Genomic DNA, 23,969 nt, shown 5'->3' with positions numbered 1-23,969 from the left:
TTTGCAACAACCGATCAGCCCACGACAGCGCGTGCCGCGACGAAGGCCGCGACGCAGCGCTCCACCTGTTCCGGGGTGTGCGCCGCCGACAGCTGCACACGGATCCGCGCCAGCCCGCGCGGCACGACGGGAAAGCTGAAAGCGGTCACGTACACGCCCCGCTCCTGCATCTCCCGGGCGATCCTGGCCGTCTTCGCCGCATCGCCGAACATGACGGGGACGATGGGGTGCTCGCCCGGCAGCAGGTCGAAACCCTCAGCCGTCATGCGATCCCGGAAGAGGGCGGCATTGCTGCGCAGCCGCGCTCGAAGGTCGGCAGACCCCTCGACGAGGTCGAGGGCGGTCAGGGTTCCGGCCACGATCGCGGGAGCGAGTGTGTTCGAGAACAGATAGGGACGGGACCGCTGACGCAGCAGCGCCACGATCTCGGCGTGCGAGGCGACGTACCCGCCCGAGGCCCCGCCCAGCGCCTTGCCGAACGTCCCGGTGTAGATGTCGACGCGGTCGGCGACTCCGCAGAGCTCCGGCGTTCCCCGACCGTTCTCCCCCACGAAGCCGACGGCGTGCGAGTCGTCGACGAAGACCAGTGCGTCGTAGCGCTCGGCCAGGTCGCAGATCTCGGCGAGCGGTGCGATGTAGCCGTCCATCGAGAACACGCCGTCCGTCACGATCACGCGGAACCGGGCGTCTGCCGCTGCCTGCAGCTGCTCTTCGAGATCGGCCATGTCGCGGTTGCGGTAGCGGAGCCTCCGCGCCTTCGAGAGTCGGATGCCGTCGATGATCGACGCGTGGTTCAGCTCGTCCGAGATGATCGCGTCCTCGGCGGAGAACAGCGTCTCGAACACTCCCCCGTTCGCGTCGAAGCACGACGAGTACAAGATGGCCTCGTCCGTGCCGAGGAAGTCGGCGAGCCGACGTTCCAGCTCGAGGTGCTGCTCCTGCGTGCCGCAGATGAAGCGCACGCTGGCGAGGCCGTAGCCCCATTCCTGCAGGGCCGTCGTCGCTGCGTCGAGGATGCGCGGATCGTCGGCGAGCCCGAGATAGTTGTTCGCGCAGAAGTTCAGCACCTCCGCACCGTCGGCGGTGATCTCCGCGTTCTGCGGTCCGCGGATGCCGCGTTCATGCTTGGTGAGCCCTGCCTCCTCGATACCCGCCAGCTCGTCCGACACATGCTTCTGAAAAGTCCCGTACATCACAGCTCCGTCCAGTCGAGGATGATCTTGCCGGTTCCCGCCGACTCGGCCGCGGCGAATCCGCGCTCCCAGTCGCGAGCGGGGACGACCTCGGCGATCACCCTGCCGATGGCGTCCCGCAGGGTGGCGCTGGTCTGCAGCATCGCCCCCATCGCGTTCCACGTCTCGAACATCTCGCGTCCGTAGATGCCTTTGATCGTGAGCATATGGGTGACGAGCTTGCCCCAGTCGATACCGAATCCCGCGCTCGGCAGGCCCAGCATCGCGATGCGGCCGCCGTGATTCATGTTGTCGATCATGGCGGGCAGTGCCGACGGCGCGCCGCTCATCTCGAATCCGATGTCGAACCCCTCGCGCATGCCGAGCGTCTGCTGCGCGTCGCGGATGTCGCGGACCGAGACGTCGACCACCTCATCGGCGCCCATCCGGCGCGCCATCTCCAGGCGGGGCACGCTGACATCTGTCGCGGTGATGAATCGCGCACCCGCATGTCGGGCCACGGCGATCGCCATCAGCCCGATGGGTCCGCAACCGGTGACGAGCACGTCCTCCCCGACGAGCGGGTAGGTGAGCGCCGTGTGGACGGCATTGCCGAGCGGATCGAAGATCGCGCCGAGTTCGGGCGTCACCTCCGAGTGATGCACCCACACGTTCGCCGCCGGAAGGGCGAGGTACTCCGCGAAGGCGCCGTTCCGCTGCAGGCCGAGACCGATCGTGCGGATGCACATCTGCCGGCGTCCCGCCCGGCAGTTGCGACAGGTGCCGCACACGATGTGCCCTTCGCCGGACACCCGATCGCCGACGGCGATGTCGTGCACGCCGGGGCCGACCTCGACGACCTCGCCGTAGAACTCGTGGCCGGGGATCAGGGGAGCGACGATCGCCGATGCCGCCCAATCGTCCCAGCGGAGGATGTGCAGATCGGTGCCGCAGATTCCCGTGCGCAGCACGCGGATGACGACGTCATCGGTGCCGGCGATCGGATCGGGGCGCTCGACGAGCTCGAGTCCTGCACCCGGTGCGCCTTTGAACAGTGCCTTCATGCTTCCGATCCCACCTCAACAGACGATGTAGAGCAACCGCTAACGTCTGCACCATCGATGTAGCAATTGCTAAACTTTCGGGGGTGGAACTCCATCAGCTTCAGATCCTGCGCGAACTCGGCGCTCTCGGAAGCGTCACCGCCGTCGCCGAAGCTCTCCGCGTCACCCCGTCCGCGGTCTCCCAGCAGTTGGCCGTGCTGCAGCGCGGATTCCCCACTCCGCTCACGCAGAAGCAGGGGCGGACGCTCGCCCTCACCCCGGCAGGCGAGGTGCTCGCGGCCGCCGCGACCGAAGCGATCGACGCCATGGCCGCCGCCCGGCATGCCGTGGAGGAGTTCGAGGACGCTCCGACCGGCGTGGTGAGCGTGAGCGGCTTCCACAGCGTGGGCCAGGCGTTGTTCGGCCCGCTGCTGCGCGAGTTCGCCGGCGATACCCGTGCACCCAGTGTGCAGGTGACCGATGAGGATGTCGCGCAGAGCGAGTTCCCCGCGCTCACCGCGCGCTACGACCTCGTGCTCGCTCATCGCATGGAGCACTCGCAGCCGTGGCCGACACAGGGCGTACGGAGTCTGACGCTCGTGCGTGAACCCCTCGATGTGGCCGTGTCGATCTCCCATCCCCTCGCTGCCCGCTCGAGCCTCACTCCCGCCGACGTCGCAGGGGAACAGTGGGTCACCAGCCGCATCGGTTACTCCCCCGACGACGTGCTGCGTGCGATCTCCGCCGTCGCGAACCGGCCGATCGATGTCCTGCACCGCATCAACGACTACGGCGCGGTGTCGGCCGTCGTCGCCGCAGGGGGCGTCGTCGGAATGCTGCCGCGCTTCACCTCGCGCAGTGTCGATGACCGCGACATCGTACGCATCCCGCTCGAAGGCGTGAGCACCCGCCGGATGATCGACCTGCTCGCGCGCCCGGAGACGCTGCGCCGCCGATCGGTCCGGGTGGTCGTCGATGCGCTGCGACGCGTGATGACGCGCCTGAGCGAAGACGGTTCCTGAGCACGCTGCATGCCGGTGGATAGGCTCGGAGGATGACCGACGCCACGAATCCGCTGCTGCAGCCGTCGACGCTCCCCTACGGACTCCCCGACTACCGTGAGATCCGCGCCGAGCACTACCTCCCGGCGTTCCACGCCGGCTTCGAGGAGCAGCTCCGCGAGATCGGACGCATCACGATGGTGCGGTCGATGCCGACGTTCGAGAACACCTTCGAGGCGCTGGAGCGCTCCGGCGAGCTTCTCGAGCGGGTCGCGCACGCCTTCTACACCGTGAGCTCGGCGGATGCGACGCCCGAGATCCAGGAGATCGACGAACAGCTCGCACCGCTCATGGCCGCTCACCAGGACGCGATCACCCTCGACGGCGCGCTGTACTGGCGCGTGCGGCGCGTGTACGAACAGCTCGACACCCTGAACCTCGATGCCGAGCAGCGGTATCTGGTGGAGCGTCACCACCGCGAGATGACACATGCCGGCGCCGGCCTCGACGACGACGCCAAGAAGCAGCTGACCGCGCTGAACCAGAAGCTGTCCACACTGACGAACACGTTCGAGCGCAACCTCCTGAACGACACGAACGATCTCGCCGTGGTGTTCGACTCCCCGACCGAACTCGACGGCCTGAGCGCCGGAGAGCTGTCAGCTGCCGCACGCGCTGCGGCAGACAGAGGCCTCGACGGCAAGCTCCTGATCACCCTCCCGCTCTTCACCGGGCATCCCGCACTGTCGCAGCTTCGCGTGCGGGAATCGCGCCGACGCATCATGGCGGCATCGCGCGCGCGAGCTTCCCGGGGCAACGCGAACGACAACCGCGCGGTGCTCTCCGAGATCGTGCGTCTGCGCGCAGAGCGCGCTGCCCTGCTGGGCTACGAGTCGCATGCGGCGTATGTCACCGCCGACGAGACCGCCGGCACCCCGGAGGCCGTCGAGCAGATGCTCCGTCGCCTCTCCGCCCCGGCCGCGCGCAACGCGCGAGCCGAGCGCGCCGCCCTCCAGGCGATCGTCGATGAGACCGAGCCAGCGCCCTTCGCGATCGAGGCCCACGACTGGGCGTTCTACACCGAGCGGGTCCGTACCGCCCGCTACGACATCGACTCCAGCGCGCTGCGACCCTGGTTCGAAGCCGAGCGCGTCCTGCAGGACGGCGTCTTCTTCGCGGCGACGCGGTTGTACGGAGTCACCTTCTCCGAGCGCGACGACCTCGCCGCTTACCACCCCGGCGCTCGGGTCTTCGAGGTGCGCAACGACGACGGCTCACCGGTCGGGCTGTACGTGCTCGACCTCTACACTCGCGACTCGAAACGCGGCGGCGCCTGGATGAACGCGATCGTGAGCCAGTCACGGCTGCGCGGCACGGCTCCCGTCGTCGTCAACAACCTCAACGTGCCGCTGCCGGGCGAGGGTGAGCCGACGCTGCTGACCCTCGACGAGGTCACGACGCTCTTCCACGAGTTCGGTCACGCCCTGCACGGGCTCTTCGCGACGGTGACCTACCCGCACTTCTCGGGGACCAACGTGTTCCGCGATTTCGTCGAGTTTCCGAGCCAGGTGAACGAGATGTGGATCCTGTGGCCCGAGGTGCTCGACAACTATGCACGCCACCACGAGACCGGTGCACCGCTCGACCCGGCGATCGTGGAGCGCCTGCGAGCGACCGAGACGTTCGACCAGGGACATGCGACCAGCGAATACCTGGCCGCGGCCTGGCTCGACCAGGCGTGGCACCGGCTGACCACGGCGGCCACCGTCGACGACGTCGCCGCGTTCGAGGCTGGCGCCCTGACCGATATCGGGCTCGACGATCCTGCCGTGCCGACCCGCTACTCGTCCACCTACTTCGCCCACGTCTTCTCCGGCGGGTACAGCGCAGGCTACTACTCCTACATCTGGAGCGAGGTTCTCGACGCCGACACGGTGGACTGGTTCCGCGAGAACGGCGGCCTCACGCGCGGGAACGGCGACCGGTTCCGTGAGCGCCTGCTCGGGGTGGGCGGCTCGAAGGATCCGCTCGAGGCCTATCGCGACTTCCGCGGCCGCGATGCCGAGATCGAGCCGCTGCTGAAGCGCCGTGGACTGGACGGCGGAGTCGTGGGACTCTGAGCGCATGAACGTATTCCCTGACACCCCGTTCGGCCCTGCGGACCGCCTCGACCTCGATGCCGTGCCCCTCGCGGTGATCCGCCACAACGGCATCCGTCTGGCCGATATCCAGGAGGCATTCGACGCGGGCTACGCGGCCATCGCCCTCACCTTCGCCGGAGAAGTGCTGATCCCGACCGGCCCGGCGCTCGCGATCTACCACGGAGATCCGATGGGCGTCTTCGACCTGGAACTCGGCTTTCCGGTTCAGACTCCCCCGGAGAACCCGATCCCGACGGCGAACGGGCGCGTCATCGTCGCCTCGACGCTGCCCGCGGGCCCTGCGGTGGCGACGACGCTGTTCGGCTCCTACGAAGAGCTCGGCGGTGCATGGGGTGGGCTCGTCGAGCGCGCCGGCGCACAGGGTCTCCGTCCCGGCGGCGTCTGGATCGAGATCTACGTGTCCGACCCGAGCACCACCCCGGCAGAGCTGCGCACCGACCTCGTCATGCCGACCACCTGAGAACATCGGGCGGATCGCGGAACGGCGGGCTCAGCGTCCGAGCTGGTCCATCGCCTTGTACCAGGTGAGCTGGTGGTAGCTCTGCGAGAGACGGTCGCCGAGTCCGTCGAGTGACAGCACGTGCACCGCGATCGACTCGCTGTCGTCGAGCGACTGCTCCGCCACGCGCTCGCATCCGCGAGCGAGGAAGTGATGCACGCGGTTGGTGTGGTTGCCGAAGTTCGCCCACGTCGCACCGAGGTCGATGAGCTCATCCGCCACGAAGCCCGTCTCCTCCAGGAGTTCGCGGGCGGCCGCGTCCTCCGGAGACTCTCCGGGCTCCACTCCGCCGCCTATCGTGCCGAGCGCCACGACGCGGGCACCGTGCCGGTATTCCTCCACCAGGATGGCGTCGTCGTTCCGATCGAGAGCGAGGACCGATATCCAGTCGGCGTACTCCAGCACGTAGTACGGCGCTATGGAGAGCCCGCTGACATCTTCACAGTCATCTGCATGCAGGCGGATCCACCGGTCGGCGACGAGAGTGTTCCTCGCCACCGTCTTCCAGGGTTCCGGCTCCGCACTCATGCGCTCTTGCGCTTGCGCTCCATCACGATCGTGGGCGGCGCGCCTTCATCGACGGCCGCACGGGTCACGATCACCTTGGCGACGTCTTCTGCCGACGGGATCTCGAACATGATCGGTCCGAGCACGTCTTCCAGGATCGCCCGGAGTCCACGAGCACCGGTCTTGCGTTCGACGGCGAGGTCGGCGATGGATCGGAGCGCTTCCTCTTCGAACTCGAGCTGCACGCCGTCGATCTCGAACATGCGCTGGTACTGCTTCACCAACGCATTGCGCGGCCCGGTGAGGATGTCGATCAGCGCATCCTGGTCAAGCGGCGACACGTTGGTGACGACAGGCAGACGCCCGATGAACTCGGGGATCAGACCGAACTTGTGCAGATCTTCGGGCAGCACCTCACTGAAGAGGTCGAGGTCCTTGCCCTTGTCATGCAGCGGGGCCCCGAAGCCGATGCCGTGTTTGCCGACGCGTGCCGACACGATGTCTTCGAGACCGGCGAAGGCGCCGGCCACGATGAACAGCACGTTGGACGTATCGATCTGCAGGAACTCCTGGTGCGGGTGCTTGCGGCCGCCCTGCGGAGGGACCGAGGCGACCGTGCCCTCGATGATCTTCAGGAGGGCCTGCTGCACGCCCTCGCCCGAGACATCGCGGGTGATCGACGGATTCTCGGCCTTCCGGGCGATCTTGTCGACCTCATCGATATAGATGATTCCCTGCTCGGCACGCTTGACGTCGTAGTCGGCGGCCTGGATGAGCTTGAGGAGGATGTTCTCGACGTCTTCTCCGACGTAGCCCGCTTCGGTCAGCGCGGTGGCGTCGGCGACGGCGAAGGGGACGTTGAGGCGTTTCGCGAGCGTCTGCGCGAGGTAGGTCTTACCGCAGCCGGTCGGCCCGATGAGCAGGATGTTGCTCTTGGCGATCTCGACCTCTTCGGCCTTCTGCTCGGCCGTCTGCAGGGTGCCGTGTGCGCGCACCCGCTTGTAGTGGTTGTAGACGGCGACGGCGAGAGCACGCTTGGCCGGCTCTTGTCCGACCACGTATTCCTCGAGGAAGGCGAAGATCTCACGCGGCTTCGGGAGCTCGAACTCGGCGACCCCGTCGGCAGACGACTCGGCCATCCGCTCTTCGATGATCTCGTTGCACAGCTCGACGCACTCGTCGCAGATGTACACGCCGGGGCCGGCGATGAGCTGCTGGACCTGCTTCTGACTCTTTCCGCAGAAAGAGCATTTGAACAGGTCAGCGCTTTCACCGATGCGGGCCATGCGCGTCCTCCTAGGGGGGATCAGAGATCGTCCTTCGAGCCTAACCTCTGCATACGACACCGGGCCGCATTGAGGACACTCGACATCGGGTCGTGAAACGGCGAAGGGGCCGGGAGCCTTCAGCTGCCCGGATGTGGGCGACGGCTCCCGACCCCTTCACGAGATCGACGGGACGGTCAGACCATGCTCTTGGTGTGCCAGACGGTCTTCACCTCGGTGAAGGCCCCGATACGCTCCGGTGAGGCGACGACCTCTCCGGGGGTGAGCACCCGCTTGAGCGTCTCCGCTGCGGCGATCTGCATGTCGACCCAGTCGAGAGCGCCGGCGCCGGCGAGGTCGAGAGCGTTCACGTCCTGATGCGAGGCCAGCCACGGTGCGATCTCCGCGGGCGAGCCCGTGAGCACGTTGACGACTCCGCCGGGAACGTCGCTGGTGGCGAGCACCTCGGCGAGGCTGATGGCTGAGAGCGGGTGCTGCTCGCTCGCGACGACGACCACCGTGTTCCCGGCGACCAGGGCGGGAGCCACGACCGACACCAGGCCGAGCAGCGCCGAGTCCTGCGGGGCGACGATCGCCACGACGCCCGTCGGCTCCGGCACGGAGATGTTGAAGTACGGTCCGGAGACAGGGTTCGCATTGCCTGCCACCTGGGCGTACTTGTCGCACCACCCGGCATACCAGACCCAGAGGTCGATCGCTTCGTCGACCTGCGAGGCGGCGGCTGCAGACGACACGCCCTCCTGAGCCGAGATCTCGTCGATGAACTGCGCGCGACGCCCCTCGAGCACCTCCGCGACGCGGTAGAGGACCTGGCCGCGGTTGTAGGCGGTCGCACCGGACCAGCCCTTGACGGCCGCACGCGCGGCCACCACGGCGTCGCGGGCGTCCTTGCGGGAACCCTTCGCGGCGTTCGCGAGGAAGGCGCCCTTCGGCGTGAGCACCTCGTACGTGCGGCCGGACTCGCTCCGCGGGAAGGCCCCGCCGATCGCCAGCTTGTACGTCTTCGGAACGGTCAGTCGCTTGCTCATGCTGCGGCTCCCTTGAGGTAGGCGGTGAGACCCTGGCGGCCGCCCTCGCGGCCGAATCCGGACTCCTTGTAGCCGCCGAACGGGCTCGACGGGTCGAAGCGGTTGAAGGTGTTGGCCCAGATGACGCCCGCACGCAGACGGTCGGCCACCGCAAGGATGCGCGATCCCTTGTCGGACCAGATGCCGGCGGAGAGACCGTAGGGCGTGTTGTTCGCCTTCGCGATCGCCTCGGCCGGAGTGCGGAAGGTGAGCACCGAGAGCACGGGGCCGAAGACCTCGTCGCGGGCGATGCGATGCGATGCCTCGACACCGGTGAAGATCGTCGGCGCGAACCAGAAGCCCTGCTCCGGGATCGCGCAGTCCGCGGTCCATCGCTCAGCGCCCTCGGCCTCGCCGATATCGCTGAGCTCGCGGATGCGGGCAAGCTGTGCCGCCGAATTGATCGCACCGATGTCGGTGTTCTTGTCGAGCGGGTCGCCCAGACGCAGCGTCGACAGGCGTGTCTTGAGCCGGTCGACGACCTCATCGTGGATCGACTCCTGCACGAGCAGACGACTGCCGGCGCAGCACACGTGACCTTGGTTGAAGAAGATCCCGTTCACGATGCCCTCGACAGCCTGGTCGATGGGGGCGTCGTCGAACACGATGTTCGCCGCCTTGCCGCCGAGTTCCAGCGTCAGCTTCTTGCGCGTTCCGGCCACCGCGCGTGCGATGTCGCGACCCACGCCGGTGGAGCCGGTGAAGGCGACCTTGTCGACGTCGGGGTGACGCACCAGCGTCGAGCCCGTGGCGCCGGCACCCGTGACGATGTTGACCACGCCAGCAGGCAGGTCTGCCTGCTGCAGGATCTCCGCGAAGATCAGCGCCGTGAGGGGCGTGGTCTCTGCGGGCTTGAGCACGACCGTGTTACCGGCGGCGAGAGCGGGGGCGATCTTCCAGGCGAGCATCAGCAGCGGGAAGTTCCACGGGATGATCTGACCGGCGACACCGAGCGCCCGGGGGTTGGCGCCGAGTCCCGCATGGTCGAGCTTGTCGGCCCAGCCCGCGTAGTAGAAGAACCAGGAGGCAACGAGCGGAACATCGACGTCGCGGCTCTCCTTGATCGGCTTGCCGTTGTCGAGGCTCTCGGCGACGGCGAGCTCGCGAGCGCGCTCCTGCACGAGGCGGGCGATGCGGAAGAGGTACTTCCCGCGGTCGCGGCCGCTCATCCTCGACCAGGTCTTCTCGTAGGCGCGACGGGCGGCGGCGACCGCACGGTCGACATCCTCGTCACTGGCCGAGGCGATCTCGGCGATGTGCTTCTCGGTCGCGGGCGAGATCGTGGTGAACGGGGTACCGGAGCCGTCGACGAACTCGCCGTCGATGAACAGCCCGTAACTGTCCTTGAGGTTCAGGATCGCGGTGGACTCCGGTGCGGGAGCGTATTCCAGAAATGACATGTTCGTCTTCCCGTCAGTCGATCGTGACGTAGTCGGGGCCCGAGTAGCGGCCGGAGCTGAGCTTCTGACGCTGCAGGAGAACGTCGTTGAGGAGGCTGGATGCGCCGAACCGGAAGAGGTGCGGCTGCAGCCACTCCTCGCCCACGGTCTCGGCGACGGTGACGAGGTACTTCACCGCGTCCTTCGAGGAGCGGATACCACCGGCCGGTTTCACGCCGATCTTCTCTCCGGTGCCGCGGTGCCAGTCGCGCACCGTCTCCAGCATCAGGAGAGTCGTCGGGAGCGTCGCGGCAGGCTGCACCTTTCCGGTCGAGGTCTTGATGAAGTCCCCTCCCGCCAGGATGCCCAGCCACGAGGCACGCTTGATGTTGTCGTAGGTGTTCAGCTCACCGGTCTCCAGGATCACCTTGAGCGAGGCATACGAGCCGTCTTCACGACGGCACGCTTCCTTGACCTGGGCGATCTGGTCGAACACGAGGCCGTAGCGGCCGGAGAGGAATGCCCCACGGTCGATGACCATGTCGATCTCGTCGGCCCCGGCGGCGACCGCTTCCGCGGTGTCGGCGAGCTTGATCGCGAGAGACGAGCGCCCGCTCGGGAACGCCGTGGCCACGGCCGCGACCGAGATCAGTCCGTCGTCGGGATCGCCATGCAGGCCGCCGAGTGCGGTGACCGCGTCGCCGACCATGTCGCCGTAGACGCAGACCGCGGCGACCCGCGGGGTCGAGGGGTCGGCGGCGTCGGGTGTCTTCGCCTTGGCGACGAGCGAGCGCACCTTGCCGGGGGTGTCCGCACCCTCGAGGGTGGTGAGGTCGATCAGTTTGATGATCGTGTCGAGCGCCCACGCCTTCGAGGTGGTCTTGATCGAGCGGGTGCCGAGGCCGGCAGCGCGCTGCTCCAGACCGACGGCGTCCACACCGGGAAGTCCGTGCAGGAAGCGCCGGAGCGTGGCGTCGTCGGGCTCTCCGCCCAGAACGTCCACCGCCGTCCTGCGGCTGAGTTCTTTGGTCGTCACTGTTCCTCCAACAATGCTCGTGCTGTGGTCTCATCGGTCACCAGAACGCCACAGAGGCCGCTGGTGACCACGGTGCGTGCGATGTCGTGCTTGGCGGGGCCAGCCGTCACGAAGATCGCGTGCGCGGCTCCGCGCAGACGATCGAGCGAGACGCCGACCGTTCGCGCATCGAGCTGCGAGTCGACGATGTTCCCCTCGGCGTCGACGTAGCGGCCGAGAACGTCTCCGACCGCGCCACGACGCGCGAGCTCCTCGACATCCTCAACGCTGAGGTAGCCGTTTTCGACGTGTGCGGACGAGGCGTCGCAGGGTCCGGCGGTGAACAGGAACGCCTGCGCCTCCGCTGCTTCTTCGAGCACGGCGGCGACGGTGCGGTCGGACTCGATCGCCTGCTTCGTCTCCACACGCTCGAGAATGGCAGGGCTCGGCAGCAGCGAGACCTGGCCCGATGCGCGCTGAGCGATCGTGACGGCGAGGCCTGCCGCGCCGCCGGAGCGCCGATTCAGGCTCACTCCCCCGTTGAGCTGCACGACGGTCACGCCGTTCGCCCATCCGTCCGGGAGCGCCTCGGCGACGGCGCGGAGCGTGCGCCCCCAGCTCACCCCGAGCGTGCGGGGCACCGGCCGCAGTGCGGTCAGGAAGTCGGCGGCGGCCTGCGCCACCCGCTCGAGCGTGCCGTCATCGCCTTCCGGGGCCGGCACGACGACGGCATCCGTCAGTCCGAACCGGTCGACCAGAAGCCGCTCGAGGCCGAGCCTGCGGGCGCGGGGGTGCACGATCTCGATGCGCACGATGCCGCGTTCGCGAGCCTGCGTCAGCAGGCGGCCGACCTTCCAGCGAGAGATCTTGAGGAGTCCGCCGATCTCGTCCTGGGTCTTGTCCTCGTCGTAGTACAGCTCGGCGACGCGAACCATGAGCAGATCTTCTTCCACGGCATCCTCCTTCCTCCTCCAGAGTAAGCCCTCGTCAGCGTTCGCGCATCAAGATGCTCATATGCGCATCCCAGGGAGAAGGCTCTGCACATCCGCCGGATACGACGAAGGGCGCCCGTCGTGATGACGGACGCCCTTCGGGATCGATCGGGTCAGACGCGCTTGCGCGTCGTGAGCACCTGGTCGACGATGCCGTACTCCAGCGCCTGCGCGGCAGAGAGGATGTTGTCGCGATCGATGTCGCGGTTCACCTGCTCCGGCGTGCGCTTCGTGTGGCCGGCGAGGGTTTCCTCGAGCCAGGTCCGCATGCGAAGGATCTCCGCGGCCTGGATCTCGATGTCGGAGGCCTGGCCGTGGCCGGCCTCCCCCATCGCGGGCTGGTGGATGAGCACGCGAGCGTTCGGGAGTGCGAGGCGCTTGCCCGGCGCACCGGCCGCGAGCAGCACGGCCGCAGCGGAGGCCGCCTGGCCGAGCACGACGGTCTGGATCTGCGGTGCGACGTACTGCATCGTGTCGTAGATCGCCGTCATCGCGGTGAACGAACCACCGGGCGAGTTGATGTACATGGTGATGTCGCGCTCGGCATCCTGGCTCTCCAGGACGAGGAGCTGCGCCATGACGTCGTCGGCCGACGCGTCGTCGACCTGCACGCCGAGGAAGATCACGCGGTCTTCGAACAGCTTGTTGTACGGGTCCTGGCGCTTGAATCCGTAGGCCGTGCGCTCCTCGAACTGCGGGAGCACGTAGCGGCTGGAGGGCAGGTCACCGGCAGCGCGGAAGGTGGGTGTGTACATGAGCGTCCTTTCGCTTTCCGTTACTCGGTGTCCTGGTCGGTTCCGCCGCCGCCGATGACGTCGGAGGCCGATTCGCGGATGTGGTCGACGAAGCCGTACTCGAGGGCTTCCTCGGCGGTGAACCAGCGGTCGCGGTCACCGTCGGCGTTGATCTGCTCGACCGACTTGCCGGTCTGCGCCGCGGTGATCTCGGCGAGGCGGTTCTTCATCGACATGATGAGCTGCGCCTGGGTCTGGATGTCGCTCGACGTTCCGCCGAAGCCACCGTGCGGCTGGTGCAGCAGCACACGGGCGTTGGGCGTGATGTAGCGCTTGCCCTTGGTGCCGGCGGTCAGCAGCAGCTGGCCCATCGATGCGGCCATTCCGATGCCGACCGTGACGATGTCATTCGGCACGAACTGCATCGTGTCGTAGATCGCCATGCCCGCGGTGATCGAACCGCCGGGCGAGTTCACGTAGAGGTAGATGTCTCGCTCGGAGTCTTCTGCGGCGAGAAGAAGGATCTTCGCGCAGATCTCGTTCGCGTTCTCGTCGCGCACCTCCGACCCCAGCCAGATGATGCGGTCCTTCAGCAACCTGTCGAAGACGCTCGTTGCGAGGAGGGGTTCTGCAGCCATGTCAGCTCCTGATTCCGTGTTTCAGTGATTCGAATCTACCGGCGACAACGCAGCACCCAGGCCGTGTTCGCCGTCGGCATATCAGGTGTCGGCGTCCGCGATCTCGCGGGCATACGCCGTCATCGACCGGTGGTAGCGCGGGAGATGCGGCACCAGAGCGAGCAGTGCCACCGAGAGCCCCTGCGCTGGCCGTCCAGCACTCGCGAGGATGAGGGCATGGACGCACGCGATGGCGTCACGATACGGGCCGTCCGCCGAGAGCTCCTCCTCGGCGCGGATCACGGCGAGGGCTTCGTCGTACTCACCGAGGTTTCGCAGCGAACTGGCCATCTGGATCACGCACTGGGGGCGATGCTCACCATCCAGCCCCAAAGCCAGCGCGCGCCGGTAGAGGACGACAGCCTCCGCCGGCCTTCCCGCGGAATCCCGCGCGCCTGCACGCTCGAATTCGGCGCGGGCGTCGTCGGGTCCGCGCTCGGCCGCGAGGGCGTCGATGCGGGCGATCGTGTCGTCCCCGACCTCCTCGCCCGCCGCGTCGTCCCACACCTCGTCGATGCGCTCATCCCACGTCTTCATCGTCGTCCTCCCTGGATGGAAAAGAGGGCGGATGCCGCAGCACCCGCCCTCTTCACTGGATCGTGTCCGATCACTCGGCCGTGTCGGCCGCCTTCTTGGCCGGAGCCTTCTTGGCAGCGGGCTTCTTGGCAGCAGGCTTCTCGGCGTCGTCAGCCTCGTCGGCCTTCTTGGCCGGAGCCTTCTTGGCGGCCGGCTTCTTGGCCGGAGCCTTCTTGGCGGCCGGCTTCTCCTCGGCCTCGGTGGAGTCGGTCGACTCTGCCTCGTCATCAGTCACGATGAAGTCGGACAGATCGACGGCCTTGCCGTTGCTGTCGACGACCTTCACCTTGCCGAGCGCGATCGCGAGGGCCTTGTTGCGGGCGACCTCTCCGACGAGCGCCGGGAGCTGGTTCGAGGACTGCAGCGCCTCGACGAACTCCTGGGGAGCCATGCCGTACTGCGCAGCCGACTGGATGAGGTACTGGCTGAGCTCTTCCTGCGAGACCTGAACATCGGCCTGCTCGGCGATCGTGTCGAGGAGCACCTGCGTGCGGAACTGCTTCTCGCTCGCCTCGGTGACCTCGGCGCGGTGCACCTCGTCCTCGAGACGGCCTTCGCCCTCGAGGTGGTTGTGCACCTCGTCCTCGATGAGCTGCGGCGGGACGGGGATCTCGATCTTCTCGAGGAGTGCCTCGACGAGCTTGTCGCGCGCGGCCGAACCCTGGGTGAACACGCCCTGCTGAGCGACGCGCTCGGCCAGGCTCTCGCGCAGTTCCGCGATCGTGTCGAACTCGCTGGCGATCTGCGCGAAGTCGTCGTCGGCCTCGGGGAGCTCGCGCTCCTTGACCGCCTTGACGGTCACGGAGACCTCGGCCTCGGAGCCGGCGTGGTCACCGCCGACGAGCGCGGAGCGGAACGTGGTGTCCTCACCGGCGGTGAGCGACTCGATCGCGTCGTCGATGCCCTCGAGCAGCTCGCCGGAGCCGATCTCGTACGAGACGCCCTCGGCGCGGTCGATCTCGGCACCGTCGATCGTGGCGACGAGGTCGAGCTCGACGAAGTCGCCCTTCGCTGCGGGACGGTCGACCGGGACCAGCGTGCCGAAGCGAGCGCGCATGTTGTCGAGCTCGGCATCGAGCGCGGCGTCGTCGGCCTCGACGGCGTCGACGGTCACCGTGATGCCGTCGTAGGAGGGCAGCTCGATCTCGGGGCGGACGTCCACCTCGATGTCGACGAGGAGGTCTCCCGAGAAGTCCTTCTCGTTCGGCCACTGCGTGATGTCGGCAGCCGGACGGCCGACGACGCGCAGCTTGTGCTCGACCGTCGCCTCGCGGAAGAACTTGTCCAGGCCCTCGTTGACGGCGTGCTCGATGACGGCGCCGCGACCGATGCGCTGGTCGATGATCGGAGCCGGGACCTTGCCCTTGCGGAAGCCGGGGATCTGCACGTCCTGAGCGATGTGCTCGTACGCGTGAGCGATGCTGGGCTTGAGGTCGTCCGGGGTGACCGTGATGGTGAGCTTGACCCGGGTCGGGGTCAGCTTCTCGACGGTGCTGTTCGCCATGCTGGTGTGTTCTCCTTGTGATTTCCGCTTCGAATCGCGGCTGTAAGGTCCGTGGGGGCCGTGTCGGGGCGACAGGAGTTGAACCTGCGACCTCCCGCTCCCAAAGCGGGCGCTCTACCAAACTGAGCTACGCCCCGGGGAATCCGCATGCGGATTCAGCCCCACCGAGTCTAACGGACAGGAGCATGCGTCAGAGTCCGGTATAGTCGATGAGTCGGTACCGAACCTCTCAGGGGTCCGGATCCGGGGCTGTAGCTTAGTGGTAAAGCCTTAGTCTTCCAAACTAATGATGCGGGTTCGATTCCCGTCAGCCCCTCCGCGCGAGAAGGCCTCCACCATCGGTGGAGGCCTTCTCCGATTCCGTGGGACCTTCTCCGATTCCGGTGAGACCTTCTCGGACTCCGCCCGTTCCGTCGAATACGCTGACAGCATCGCTGCACGCAGTCTCCGACCGGAAGGCATCATCGAATGGGCACGACGTGACCGACCAGTCGCGGCAGGGCGTCGACACACGCACGGCACCGCTCCCCGGTGGGCACGTGCTGCCCGTCGTGTTCTCCGCTGGTCCACCCGCTGCAGCGGCGACGCCACGCCGGAAGAGGCGCACGGGCATCACCGTCGGTCTGATCGGCGGAGCTGCCGCGATCACGGCGCTGGTCCTCACTCAGGTGACGGCGAATCTCGGGTACGACAGTGCCGTGTCGCGGTACGTGAGCGCTGCGGAAGCGACATCGACCACGAAGGCGCAGGTCCGCGAGGAGATCGCGGGCCTTCGCGCTGCCACAGACGCGGCGGGACGGATCCTCGCCGCGGGAAACCAACCGATCGCAGTGCCCGACGATGCCCAGACGGGTTTCGCCTCGGCGGTCACCGACGGGATAACCGCCGCATCCGACGCAGAGGGCGTGGTCTCGACGGAGATCCCCGGTGCGGGCACGAAGCCCGGGTGGTTCTGGGAACTGTTCGGCGCCACGTCGGAGTTGGAGCAGCGACGACAAGAAGTCGACGCGCTGTCCGACGACCTCGCGGAAACCGCCACCGATACGGCCGAAGCACTGAAGGCCGTGACGGAGGGCGGTCTGGCCGTGATCACCGCCGCCGGCGCGGCTGCTCCAGGATTCGAGTCCGCCCACGTCTCCGCCCGCAACGACGCCGTGATCGCCCTACGCACAGCAGCTGCCGACGCGACCGCCGCGACGACCGTGGATGACAGCACCGCAACCGCCTACCTCTTGCTGCAGGACGCGGCCGCCCAGGTCGTCGCCACCGAGAGCGAAGAGCTGGCGGAGAAGGCAGGACCGCTGCTGAACGCGCGGCTCGAGATCGAGGCGTTCGCCCGATCCCTCGCGCCCGGCGTACTCCTCGACTTCGACTGGTCGCCGGTCGTGAGCGGCGCCGGCTACAACGGCAGCATGGGCGGCTACACGACGTGGTGGTGGGGTGACTCCGGACGCGCCACGATCGAGCTCTCGAACTCGGTCGCCGAACAGTGGCCGGCCGTCCGCAGCAGGGCGCTCGTCGCCCACGAGGTGGGGCACGCGATCAGCGTGAAGTGCCAGAGCATGTACGACTCCTCGACCCAGGACAGCATCGAGAAGTGGGCGACCGCGTGGGCCATCAGCATGGGCTACACCGACGACGCCAACGGGGTATGGGCGTATGGCTATCCCCCGCAGAACTACATCGACGCCGCAGCGGGCTGCCGCTGAGGACTGCATCCGGATACGGAAGAAGCCGCCGCGATGACTCGCGGCGGCTTCTTCGATGTCAGACCGAGGTCACTGACCTCGGCGCTCGCGCAGCTGCGTGAGCGCGTCGTCCAGAAGCTGAACGGCTTCCTCGTCGGTACGACGCTCCTTCACGTAGGCGAGGTGCGTCTTGTACGGCTCGGCCTTCGCGAGCGCAGGAGGATTCTCCTTGTCGCGACCGGCCGGCAGACCGGACTGCGGGTGATCGATCGTCTCCGGGATCTCCTCTTCGGGGAGACCGGCGGCGAAGTACCGCACGGTCTCGTTGCCGAGACCGTCCCAGTACGAGACCGCGATGCGGTCGGCGTGATAGCCGTGGTCCTGCTCGCCCATGGGGCCGGAGCCGACACGGGTGCCGCGGATCGCGTTTCCACCGGTAGCCATCAGATGACCTCGAATTTCGTGATGAGGCCCAGCGCGACGATGGAGATGAACCACGTCAGCGCCAGGACGACGGTGAAGCGGTTCAGGTTCCGCTCCGCGAGCCCGGAAGAGCCGACCGCTGAGGTCATGCCTCCACCGAACATGTCGGACAGGCCACCGCCGCGGCCTTTGTGCAAGAGGATGAGGAGGGTCAGCAGAACGCTGGTGATGCCCAGCACGACCTGCAGGACGAACTCGAGAATTGCCACGAGAAAGAGCCTTTCGCTGGGGCCGGAGCGCCCCCGTAACGGTCAAGTATACGGTGCAGCGGGGCCGAAGCCCCGCTGCACTCACACGCCGACGTGCTTCTCGAAGCGGATGATCGCGGCGAACTCGTCCACGACGAGGCTCGCCCCGCCGACCAGAGCGCCGTCCACATCGGGCTCGCGCATGAAGCTGGCGATGTTCCCCGACTTCACGGAGCCGCCGTAGAGGATGCGCGTACGCGCTGCCGCCTCGTCGCCCAGGACCTTCGCGATGACGGCGCGCAGAGCGGCGCAGACATCCTGCGCCTGCTGCGGGGTCGCCGCCTGTCCGGAGCCGATCGCCCACACGGGCTCATACGCCACGACGATGTCCGCCTTCGACGAGACGCCCTCGAGCGCCGCCTCGAGCTGGGACACCGGGACCGCACTGGCACCGAACTTCTCGAGGTCGCCGGCGGTCTCGCCGACGCAGATCACCGGGACGAGGTCGTGCTTGAGCGATGCCTTCACCTTGGCTGCCACGACGTCGTCGCCCTCGGAGTGGTACTCCCGGCGCTCGGAGTGTCCGATGATCACGTACTTCGCGTCGAGCTTCGCCAGGAACGCACCCGACACCTCGCCGGTGTATGCACCGGAGTCGTGTGCCGAGACATCCTGCGCGCCGAGCGCGAACGGGATCTTGTCCGCATCGATGAGCGTCTGCACGCTGCGGATGTCGGTGAACGGCGGGAAGACCGCCACCTCGACGGATCCGTCTTCGTGCTTCGCGTCCTTCAACGTCCAGTGCAGCTTCTGCACGAACGCGACCGCCTGCAGGTGGTCGAGATTCATCTTCCAGTTTCCCGCGATCAGCGGGGTACGGGAGTTCACGCCCATCCGAGGACCTCCAGCCCAGGTAGTTTCTTGCCCTCGAGGAATTCGAGGCTCGCGCCGCCACCGGTCGAGATGTGACCGAACTGGTCGTCGGTGAAGCCCAACTGGCGCACGGCCGCCGCGGAGTCACCACCGCCGACGACGCTGAGGCCGTCGACTTCGGTGAGCGCCTGCGCCACGGTCTTGGTACCCGCCGCGAACGCCGGGAACTCGAACACGCCCATGGGGCCGTTCCAGAACACGGTCTTCGACTCGCGGATGACCTCGGCGAACTTCGCCGCCGTCTCCGGGCCGATGTCGAGGCCGATGCCCGAGGCACCGAACGGCGTGGACTCGATGGCATCAGCCGCAGCGACTTCGTGCGCGGCGTCCGCGCCGAAGGACGCGGCGACCACGACGTCGGTGGGGAGCACGAGCTCCACGCCGCGCTCCGCCGCCTCCGCGATGTAGCCGCGAACGGTTTCGAGCTGGTCCTCTTCCAGCAGGCTCGACGCCACGGCGTGACCCTGTGCCTTGAGGAAGGTGAACAGCATGCCGCCGCCGACGAGGATCTTGTCGACCCGCGGCAGCAGGTGCGAGATCACGCCGAGCTTGTCGCTGACCTTCGACCCGCCGAGCACGACCGCGTACGGCCGCTCGGGGTTCTCGGTCAGGCGGTCGAGCACGTCGAGCTCGGTCGCGATCAGCAGGCCGGCCGCTGACGGGAGCAGCTCGGCGAGCTCGTAGACGCTCGCCTGCTTGCGGTGCACGACCCCGAACCCATCGGAGACGAGCACATCGCCGAGCTCCGCCAGCTCTGCTGCGAAAGCCGCACGGGTGGTGTCGTCCTTCGAGGTCTCCCCCGGGTTGAACCGCAGGTTCTCGATGACGACGACTCCGCCGTCCTCGAGGAAGTCCACGGCGTCCTTCGCCGACTCGCCGACCGTGTCGCGTGCGAACGCGACCGGGGCGCCGAGCAGCTCGGACAGGCGCTGGGCCACCGGCTCCAGGCTGTACTTCGGGTCGGGCGCGCCGTCCGGCCGCCCGAGGTGAGAGCACACCACGACGCGGGCGCCCGCGTTGATGAGTGCGTTGAGGGTCGGCAACGAGGCGCGGACACGGCCATCGTCCGTGATGATCCCGTCCCGCAGGGGGACGTTGAGATCACAACGGACGATGACGCGCTTGCCCTCGAGCGACCCCAGGGTGTCCAGGGTGCGCAGAGTCATGTGTCTGAGCTTAGAGGCGCTCGGCCACGTACTCGGTCAGGTCGACGAGACGGTTGGAGTAGCCCCACTCGTTGTCGTACCAGCTGGAGACCTTGATCAGGTTGCCGCTCACGTTGGTGAGCGTCGAGTCGAAGATCGACGAGTGCGGGTTGTGCACGATGTCGCTCGAGACGATCGGGTCCTCGTTGTACTGCAGGTAGCCGGCGAGGCGACCCTCGGCAGCGGCCTTCTTGTACGCCTCGTTGACCTCGTCGACCGTCAGGTTCTCGCGGTCGGTGATGAGGGTGAGGTCGACGATCGAGCCGGTGGGGACCGGAACGCGGTACGACGAGCCGCTGAGCTTGCCCTGGAGTTCCGGGAGCACCTCGCCGATGGCCTTGGCGGCACCGGTCGATGCCGGCGTGATGTTGATCGCGGCGGCACGTGCACGGCGGAGGTCGCTGTGCGGGCCGTCCTGCAGGTTCTGGTCCGCGGTGTACGCGTGGGCCGTCATCATGAAGCCGCGGTCGATGCCGAACGCGTCGTTGAAGACCTGGGCGAGCGGCGCGAGGCAGTTCGTGGTGCAGGACGCGTTGGAGATGATGTGATCGGTCTCCGGGTTGTACGTGTCCTCGTTCACGCCCATGACGAACGTGCCGTCGACACCGGTGCCCGGAGCCGAGATGAGGACCTTCTTCGCGCCGGCCTCGATGTGCTTCTTGGCGAGCTCGGCCTTGGTGAAGAAGCCGGTCGACTCGATGACGATGTCGACGCCCAGCTCGCCCCAGGGGAGGCCGGCGGGGTCGCGCTCGGCAAAGGCCTTGATGACCTTGCCGTTGACGGTGATGCTGTCGTCGTCGTAGCTGATGTCGGCGTCGAGGACGCCGCCCACCGAGTCGTACTTCAGCAGGTGCGCCAGGGTCTTGTTGTCGGTGAGGTCGTTGACGGCGACGATCTCAAGGTCCGCTCCCTGCGCGAGAGCCGCGCGGAAGTAGTTGCGTCCGATGCGGCCGAAGCCGTTGATACCGATCTTGACAGACACTCAGGTCTCCCTGTTTCTCGTGCGCTGCACGCAGCTTTCCAGCAATCGTGAAGCGCGGGGTTTTTTGGCTGAGAGGGCGTCCCGACGAGCCGTGGCCCGTCGGGACGCGACCCGATTACGACAGTACCAGCAGGCCGTTCGTCTGCTTGCGGGCGACCTCGAGGCGCTGGGCGACGTTCTCCCAGTTCGCGATGTTCCATGCGGCCTTGACGTAGTCGGCCTTCACGTTGAGGTAGTCGAGGTAGAAGGCGTGCTCCCACATGTCGAGCTGGAAGAGCGGGATCGTGCCCTGCGCCGTGTTCGACTGCTGATCGAACAACTGCTGGATGATCAGACGCGAGCCGATCGAGTCCCAGCTGAGCACCGCCCAGCCGGAGCCCTGGATTCCGGTCGCCGCCGCCGTGAAGTGTGCCTGGAACTTCTCGAACGAGCCGAAGTACTCGTCGATCGCCGCCTTCAGCTCACCCTCGGGCTGGCCTCCGCCGTTCGGCGAGAGGTTCGTCCAGAAGATCGAGTGGTTGACATGGCCGCCGAGGTTGAACGCGAGGTCCTTCTCGAGCTTGTTGACGTTCGCCAGGTTGCCGCTCTCGCGGGCCTCGGCGAGCTGGTCGAGCGCCGTGTTCGCACCTGTCACGTAGGCCTGGTGGTGCTTGTCGTGGTGCAGCTCCATGATCTTGCCGCTGATGTGCGGCTCGAGGGCTGCGAAGTCGTAGGGAAGGTCGGGGAGCGTGTAGGTCGCCATATCGCTTTCATCCAATCCGCGCCGCGCCGCGGCGCTTGCCGATCCTCCGCGCCGCCGATGTGCGGCGTAGAGCGGACGTTCTTCATCCTACTGACGACAACGCGGGTGCGGCCCGGAACCTTCCGCCATATGACGAAGACCCGCCGCCCGGATGCCGGGCGGCGGGTCTCTCGTCGAGGGCGCAGGTCAGACGTCGAGTCCGACGGGGACCGCGGCCTCTGTTCCCGGGATGCCCTCCTGCTGAGCGCGCTTGTCCGCCATCGCGAGCAGGCGGCGGATGCGTCCGGCGACGGCATCCTTCGTCAGGGGCGGGTCGGCGTGGTGGCCGAGCTCGTCGAGGCTGGCGTCGCGGTGCGCCAGACGAAGCTCGCCGGCCACCTTGAGGTGGTCCGGCACCTCGTCGGCGAGGATCTCGAGCGCGCGCTCGACACGTGCGCACGCGGCGACGGCGGCCTGCGCGGAACGACGGAGGTTCGCGTCGTCGAAGTTCACCAGGCGGTTGACGCCGGCACGGACCTCGCGGCGCTGGCGGAGCTCCTCCCACGCGATGGCTGTCTTCTGTGCACCCATCTCGTTGAGGATGATACGGATCGCCTCCCCCTCACGCACGACGACCCGGGGCATCCCGCGCACTTCGCGCGCCTTGGCCGCGACGCCGAGTCTGTGAGCGGCGCCGACGAGGGCCATCGCCGCCTCCGACGACGGGCAGACGACCTCCAGCATGGCGGAGCGACCGGGCTCGCTCAGGGATCCTGCGGCGAGGAAGGCACCGCGCCACAGGCCGGCCACCTCGGCACGAGAGCCGGTGGTGAGTCGGTTGGGCAGCCCGCGTACCGGGCGGCGACGCTGATCGAGCAGACCGGTCTGACGCGCGAGGGTCTCCCCCTGTGCGATCACGCGCACGGCCCAGCGCGCTCCGTCGTTCGCGGTGCTCGACTGGACCTGAGCGATCTCGGGTCGCACGCCGTAGATCTCGGCGAGGTCACGCGCGACGCGGCGCGCGAGAGTCTCAGCATCCACCTCGGCCTCCACGGCCACGCGACCGGCGATCGAATGCAGACCACCGGCGAACCGGAGGATGGCGGTCACTTCCGCGACTCGCACCGTCGGGGGTGCATTGCGGATGCTGACCAGCTCGGCCTTGACGTCGGTGGTTAGTGCCACGACACTCCTTCACGTTCACGCGCCGGATCGCGACGCAAACGTCCAGCTTACTCGGCCGGACGGCCCGCTACTCTCGGCCCAGGTCCCGGTGACGTACGTTCACGGCGACGCCGGGGATCGCTGCCAGGCGACGCGACAGCTCCTCCGACATGGCGACGGAGCGGTGCTTTCCCCCCGTGCAGCCGATCGCGATCGTCGAGTGGCTCTTGTTCTCGCGCTGGTACCCCTCGAGCACCGGCACCAGTGCCGTGGAGTAGGCGTCCAGGAACTCCATCGCGCCCTCCCGGGAGAGCACGTACTCGCGAACGGTCTCGTCCTGGCCGGTCAGTCCTCGCAACTCCTCATTCCAGAACGGGTTCGGCAGGAAGCGCATGTCCGCGACGATGTCGACGTCGGTCGGCAGCCCGTACTTGAACCCGAAGCTGAGCAGCGTGACCCGGTGTCGCGCCTCCCCCTCTTCGGAGAAGATGTCGGAGACCTGCGTGGCGAGCTGGTGGATGTTGAGCGTCGAGGTGTCGATCACCAGGTCGGCCGCTTCGCGGATCGGTGCAAGCCGTGCACGCTCGATGCGGATGCCGTCGAGCAGGGTGCCTTCGCCCTGCAGCGGGTGCGGTCTGCGCACGGACTCGAACCGGCGCACCAGCACGTCGTCGGACGCATCGAGGAAGAGCACGCGGACAGAACCCCGGGAACGCAGTGCGCGCGCCACCCCGGGGAAGTCGTCGAAGAGGTTGCGTCCGCGCACATCGACGACCGCCGCGACCTTGGGCAGCGCGGTGCCGCCCATGTCGGTCAGATCCAGCAGCGGACGCAGGATCTGCGGGGGCAGGTTGTCGACGACGTACCAGCCGAGATCCTCCAGTGCGTTCGCCACCGTCGTCCGACCTGCGCCGGACATGCCCGTGACGATGAGGAACTCGCCCTTTTCCCCGTCAGTCATTACTCAGTGCTCCCTCTCCCCCTCGGCTTC

The 23,969-nt window shown here is 67.5% G+C and carries 24 protein-coding genes and 2 tRNA genes; 5 read left to right on the top strand and 21 right to left on the bottom strand.

The window, feature by feature from the left end; genetic code table 11:
- Positions 1-14: 14 nt before the first annotated feature.
- Entirely contained in the window at positions 15-1,193 is a 1,179-nt protein-coding gene (locus ACIQLD_RS00825) for a glycine C-acetyltransferase (protein WP_402603945.1), read from the bottom strand.
- Positions 1,193-2,236: an L-threonine 3-dehydrogenase gene (gene tdh / locus ACIQLD_RS00820; protein ID WP_402603943.1), complete on the bottom strand. Its 1,044-nt coding sequence runs from the start codon at positions 2,234-2,236 to the stop codon at positions 1,193-1,195. Before tdh ends, ACIQLD_RS00825 begins: the two co-directional genes overlap by 1 nt.
- A gap of 83 nt (positions 2,237-2,319) precedes the next feature.
- Between tdh and ACIQLD_RS00815 the strand changes: the two genes are divergently transcribed.
- From ACIQLD_RS00815 to ACIQLD_RS00805, 3 genes are read left to right on the top strand one after another with little or no spacing between them, the layout of a single operon-like run.
- Positions 2,320-3,237, top strand: coding sequence for a LysR family transcriptional regulator (locus ACIQLD_RS00815; protein WP_402603941.1), 918 nt, complete (start codon positions 2,320-2,322; stop codon positions 3,235-3,237).
- A gap of 32 nt (positions 3,238-3,269) precedes the next feature.
- The gene (locus tag ACIQLD_RS00810) at positions 3,270-5,336 is read left to right on the top strand and encodes a M3 family metallopeptidase (RefSeq protein WP_402603939.1); all 2,067 of its coding nucleotides are present in this window, start codon (positions 3,270-3,272) and stop codon (positions 5,334-5,336) included.
- Positions 5,337-5,340: 4 nt separating this feature from the next.
- Positions 5,341-5,838: a GyrI-like domain-containing protein gene (locus ACIQLD_RS00805; RefSeq protein WP_402603937.1), complete on the top strand. Its 498-nt coding sequence runs from the start codon at positions 5,341-5,343 to the stop codon at positions 5,836-5,838.
- A 30-nt stretch (positions 5,839-5,868) separates the two neighbouring features.
- Here the strand turns inward: ACIQLD_RS00805 and ACIQLD_RS00800 are convergent, their stop codons facing one another.
- The 11 genes from ACIQLD_RS00800 to ACIQLD_RS00750 form a co-directional block, all read right to left on the bottom strand.
- Positions 5,869-6,375, bottom strand: coding sequence for an NUDIX hydrolase (locus ACIQLD_RS00800; RefSeq protein ID WP_402603934.1), 507 nt, complete (start codon positions 6,373-6,375; stop codon positions 5,869-5,871).
- A 26-nt stretch (positions 6,376-6,401) separates the two neighbouring features.
- Positions 6,402-7,670 (bottom strand): ATP-dependent Clp protease ATP-binding subunit ClpX, encoded by a 1,269-nt coding sequence (clpX, locus tag ACIQLD_RS00795; RefSeq protein ID WP_402603931.1) that lies wholly within the window; start codon positions 7,668-7,670, stop codon positions 6,402-6,404.
- 176 nt (positions 7,671-7,846) lie between these two features.
- A complete protein-coding gene (locus tag ACIQLD_RS00790; protein WP_402603928.1) occupies positions 7,847-8,698 on the bottom strand; it encodes an aldehyde dehydrogenase family protein in 852 nt (283 codons plus the stop codon).
- Positions 8,695-10,137 (bottom strand): aldehyde dehydrogenase family protein, encoded by a 1,443-nt coding sequence (locus ACIQLD_RS00785; protein ID WP_402603925.1) that lies wholly within the window; start codon positions 10,135-10,137, stop codon positions 8,695-8,697. Before ACIQLD_RS00785 ends, ACIQLD_RS00790 begins: the two co-directional genes overlap by 4 nt.
- 13 nt (positions 10,138-10,150) lie before the next feature.
- Positions 10,151-11,152 (bottom strand): deoxyribose-phosphate aldolase, encoded by a 1,002-nt coding sequence (gene deoC / locus ACIQLD_RS00780; protein ID WP_402603923.1) that lies wholly within the window; start codon positions 11,150-11,152, stop codon positions 10,151-10,153.
- A complete protein-coding gene (locus ACIQLD_RS00775) occupies positions 11,149-12,084 on the bottom strand; it encodes a sugar-binding transcriptional regulator (protein WP_402603920.1) in 936 nt (311 codons plus the stop codon). The genes deoC and ACIQLD_RS00775 overlap by 4 nt, the downstream gene beginning before the upstream one ends.
- A gap of 152 nt (positions 12,085-12,236) precedes the next feature.
- A complete protein-coding gene (locus tag ACIQLD_RS00770) occupies positions 12,237-12,878 on the bottom strand; it encodes an ATP-dependent Clp protease proteolytic subunit (RefSeq protein WP_402603918.1) in 642 nt (213 codons plus the stop codon).
- Between the two features lie 20 nt (positions 12,879-12,898).
- Positions 12,899-13,495, bottom strand: coding sequence for an ATP-dependent Clp protease proteolytic subunit (locus ACIQLD_RS00765; RefSeq protein WP_017830295.1), 597 nt, complete (start codon positions 13,493-13,495; stop codon positions 12,899-12,901).
- A gap of 81 nt (positions 13,496-13,576) precedes the next feature.
- Positions 13,577-14,071 (bottom strand): tetratricopeptide repeat protein, encoded by a 495-nt coding sequence (locus ACIQLD_RS00760; RefSeq protein WP_402603915.1) that lies wholly within the window; start codon positions 14,069-14,071, stop codon positions 13,577-13,579.
- Between the two features lie 70 nt (positions 14,072-14,141).
- A complete protein-coding gene (gene tig / locus ACIQLD_RS00755; RefSeq protein ID WP_402603913.1) occupies positions 14,142-15,614 on the bottom strand; it encodes a trigger factor in 1,473 nt (490 codons plus the stop codon).
- Positions 15,615-15,677: 63 nt separating this feature from the next.
- Positions 15,678-15,751, bottom strand: a tRNA-Pro gene (locus tag ACIQLD_RS00750).
- A 108-nt stretch (positions 15,752-15,859) separates the two neighbouring features.
- On the opposite strand from ACIQLD_RS00750, the gene ACIQLD_RS00745 reads away from it, so the two are divergent.
- Both ACIQLD_RS00745 and ACIQLD_RS00740 read left to right on the top strand, forming a co-directional pair.
- Positions 15,860-15,930, top strand: a tRNA-Gly gene (locus ACIQLD_RS00745).
- A gap of 163 nt (positions 15,931-16,093) precedes the next feature.
- Positions 16,094-17,323 carry a hypothetical protein gene (locus tag ACIQLD_RS00740; RefSeq protein ID WP_402603911.1) on the top strand — a complete coding sequence of 410 codons (1,230 nt, stop codon included), beginning with the start codon at positions 16,094-16,096 and terminating at the stop codon, positions 17,321-17,323.
- A 69-nt stretch (positions 17,324-17,392) separates the two neighbouring features.
- Here ACIQLD_RS00740 and ACIQLD_RS00735 read toward each other — a convergent pair whose 3' ends face one another.
- The 8 genes from ACIQLD_RS00735 to rapZ form a co-directional block, all read right to left on the bottom strand.
- A complete protein-coding gene (locus ACIQLD_RS00735) occupies positions 17,393-17,746 on the bottom strand; it encodes an RNA polymerase-binding protein RbpA (protein ID WP_017830291.1) in 354 nt (117 codons plus the stop codon).
- On the bottom strand, positions 17,746-17,994 hold the full coding sequence (gene secG / locus ACIQLD_RS00730) for a preprotein translocase subunit SecG (RefSeq protein ID WP_047524024.1): 249 nt from the start codon (positions 17,992-17,994) through the stop codon (positions 17,746-17,748). Before secG ends, ACIQLD_RS00735 begins: the two co-directional genes overlap by 1 nt.
- An 81-nt stretch (positions 17,995-18,075) precedes the next feature.
- A complete protein-coding gene (tpiA, locus tag ACIQLD_RS00725; protein WP_402603908.1) occupies positions 18,076-18,867 on the bottom strand; it encodes a triose-phosphate isomerase in 792 nt (263 codons plus the stop codon).
- Positions 18,858-20,072, bottom strand: coding sequence for a phosphoglycerate kinase (locus ACIQLD_RS00720; RefSeq protein WP_402603906.1), 1,215 nt, complete (start codon positions 20,070-20,072; stop codon positions 18,858-18,860). The genes tpiA and ACIQLD_RS00720 overlap by 10 nt, the downstream gene beginning before the upstream one ends.
- 10 nt (positions 20,073-20,082) lie before the next feature.
- Positions 20,083-21,093: a type I glyceraldehyde-3-phosphate dehydrogenase gene (gene gap, locus ACIQLD_RS00715; protein WP_402603904.1), complete on the bottom strand. Its 1,011-nt coding sequence runs from the start codon at positions 21,091-21,093 to the stop codon at positions 20,083-20,085.
- 115 nt (positions 21,094-21,208) lie between these two features.
- Complete coding sequence (locus ACIQLD_RS00710) at positions 21,209-21,835, bottom strand: superoxide dismutase (protein WP_021201518.1); 627 nt, start codon at positions 21,833-21,835, stop codon at positions 21,209-21,211.
- 186 nt (positions 21,836-22,021) lie between these two features.
- Positions 22,022-22,999: a DNA-binding protein WhiA gene (gene whiA / locus ACIQLD_RS00705; RefSeq protein WP_402603902.1), complete on the bottom strand. Its 978-nt coding sequence runs from the start codon at positions 22,997-22,999 to the stop codon at positions 22,022-22,024.
- 67 nt (positions 23,000-23,066) lie between these two features.
- Complete coding sequence (gene rapZ, locus ACIQLD_RS00700) at positions 23,067-23,939, bottom strand: RNase adapter RapZ (RefSeq protein ID WP_402603900.1); 873 nt, start codon at positions 23,937-23,939, stop codon at positions 23,067-23,069.
- Positions 23,940-23,969: the final 30 nt, after the last annotated feature.

The sequence above is a fragment of the Microbacterium sp. NPDC091662 genome (assembly GCF_044756705.1).
Taxonomy (GTDB): domain Bacteria; phylum Actinomycetota; class Actinomycetes; order Actinomycetales; family Microbacteriaceae; genus Microbacterium.
Note: the sequence above shows the minus strand (reverse complement) of the source record. Positions and strands in the feature narration are given on the sequence as shown.

Bases quoted from the DNA above. Each gene is read 5' to 3' on its own strand.
- ACIQLD_RS00790 (WP_402603928.1), bottom strand. From the start codon at position 8,698: ATGAGCAAGCGACTGACCGTTCCGAAGACGTACAAGCTGGCGATCGGC.
- ACIQLD_RS00760 (WP_402603915.1), bottom strand. From the start codon at position 14,071: ATGAAGACGTGGGATGAGCGCATCGACGAGGTGTGGGACGACGCGGCG.
- ACIQLD_RS00735 (WP_017830291.1), bottom strand. From the start codon at position 17,746: ATGGCTACCGGTGGAAACGCGATCCGCGGCACCCGTGTCGGCTCCGGC.
- tdh (WP_402603943.1), bottom strand. From the start codon at position 2,236: ATGAAGGCACTGTTCAAAGGCGCACCGGGTGCAGGACTCGAGCTCGTC.
- ACIQLD_RS00720 (WP_402603906.1), bottom strand. From the start codon at position 20,072: ATGACTCTGCGCACCCTGGACACCCTGGGGTCGCTCGAGGGCAAGCGC.
- ACIQLD_RS00825 (WP_402603945.1), bottom strand. From the start codon at position 1,193: ATGTACGGGACTTTTCAGAAGCATGTGTCGGACGAGCTGGCGGGTATC.
- clpX (WP_402603931.1), bottom strand. From the start codon at position 7,670: ATGGCCCGCATCGGTGAAAGCGCTGACCTGTTCAAATGCTCTTTCTGC.
- ACIQLD_RS00770 (WP_402603918.1), bottom strand. From the start codon at position 12,878: ATGTACACACCCACCTTCCGCGCTGCCGGTGACCTGCCCTCCAGCCGC.
- tig (WP_402603913.1), bottom strand. From the start codon at position 15,614: ATGGCGAACAGCACCGTCGAGAAGCTGACCCCGACCCGGGTCAAGCTC.
- rapZ (WP_402603900.1), bottom strand. From the start codon at position 23,939: ATGACTGACGGGGAAAAGGGCGAGTTCCTCATCGTCACGGGCATGTCC.
- tpiA (WP_402603908.1), bottom strand. From the start codon at position 18,867: ATGGGCGTGAACTCCCGTACCCCGCTGATCGCGGGAAACTGGAAGATG.
- ACIQLD_RS00810 (WP_402603939.1), top strand. From the start codon at position 3,270: ATGACCGACGCCACGAATCCGCTGCTGCAGCCGTCGACGCTCCCCTAC.
- ACIQLD_RS00765 (WP_017830295.1), bottom strand. From the start codon at position 13,495: ATGGCTGCAGAACCCCTCCTCGCAACGAGCGTCTTCGACAGGTTGCTG.
- ACIQLD_RS00805 (WP_402603937.1), top strand. From the start codon at position 5,341: ATGAACGTATTCCCTGACACCCCGTTCGGCCCTGCGGACCGCCTCGAC.
- ACIQLD_RS00785 (WP_402603925.1), bottom strand. From the start codon at position 10,137: ATGTCATTTCTGGAATACGCTCCCGCACCGGAGTCCACCGCGATCCTG.
- ACIQLD_RS00710 (WP_021201518.1), bottom strand. From the start codon at position 21,835: ATGGCGACCTACACGCTCCCCGACCTTCCCTACGACTTCGCAGCCCTC.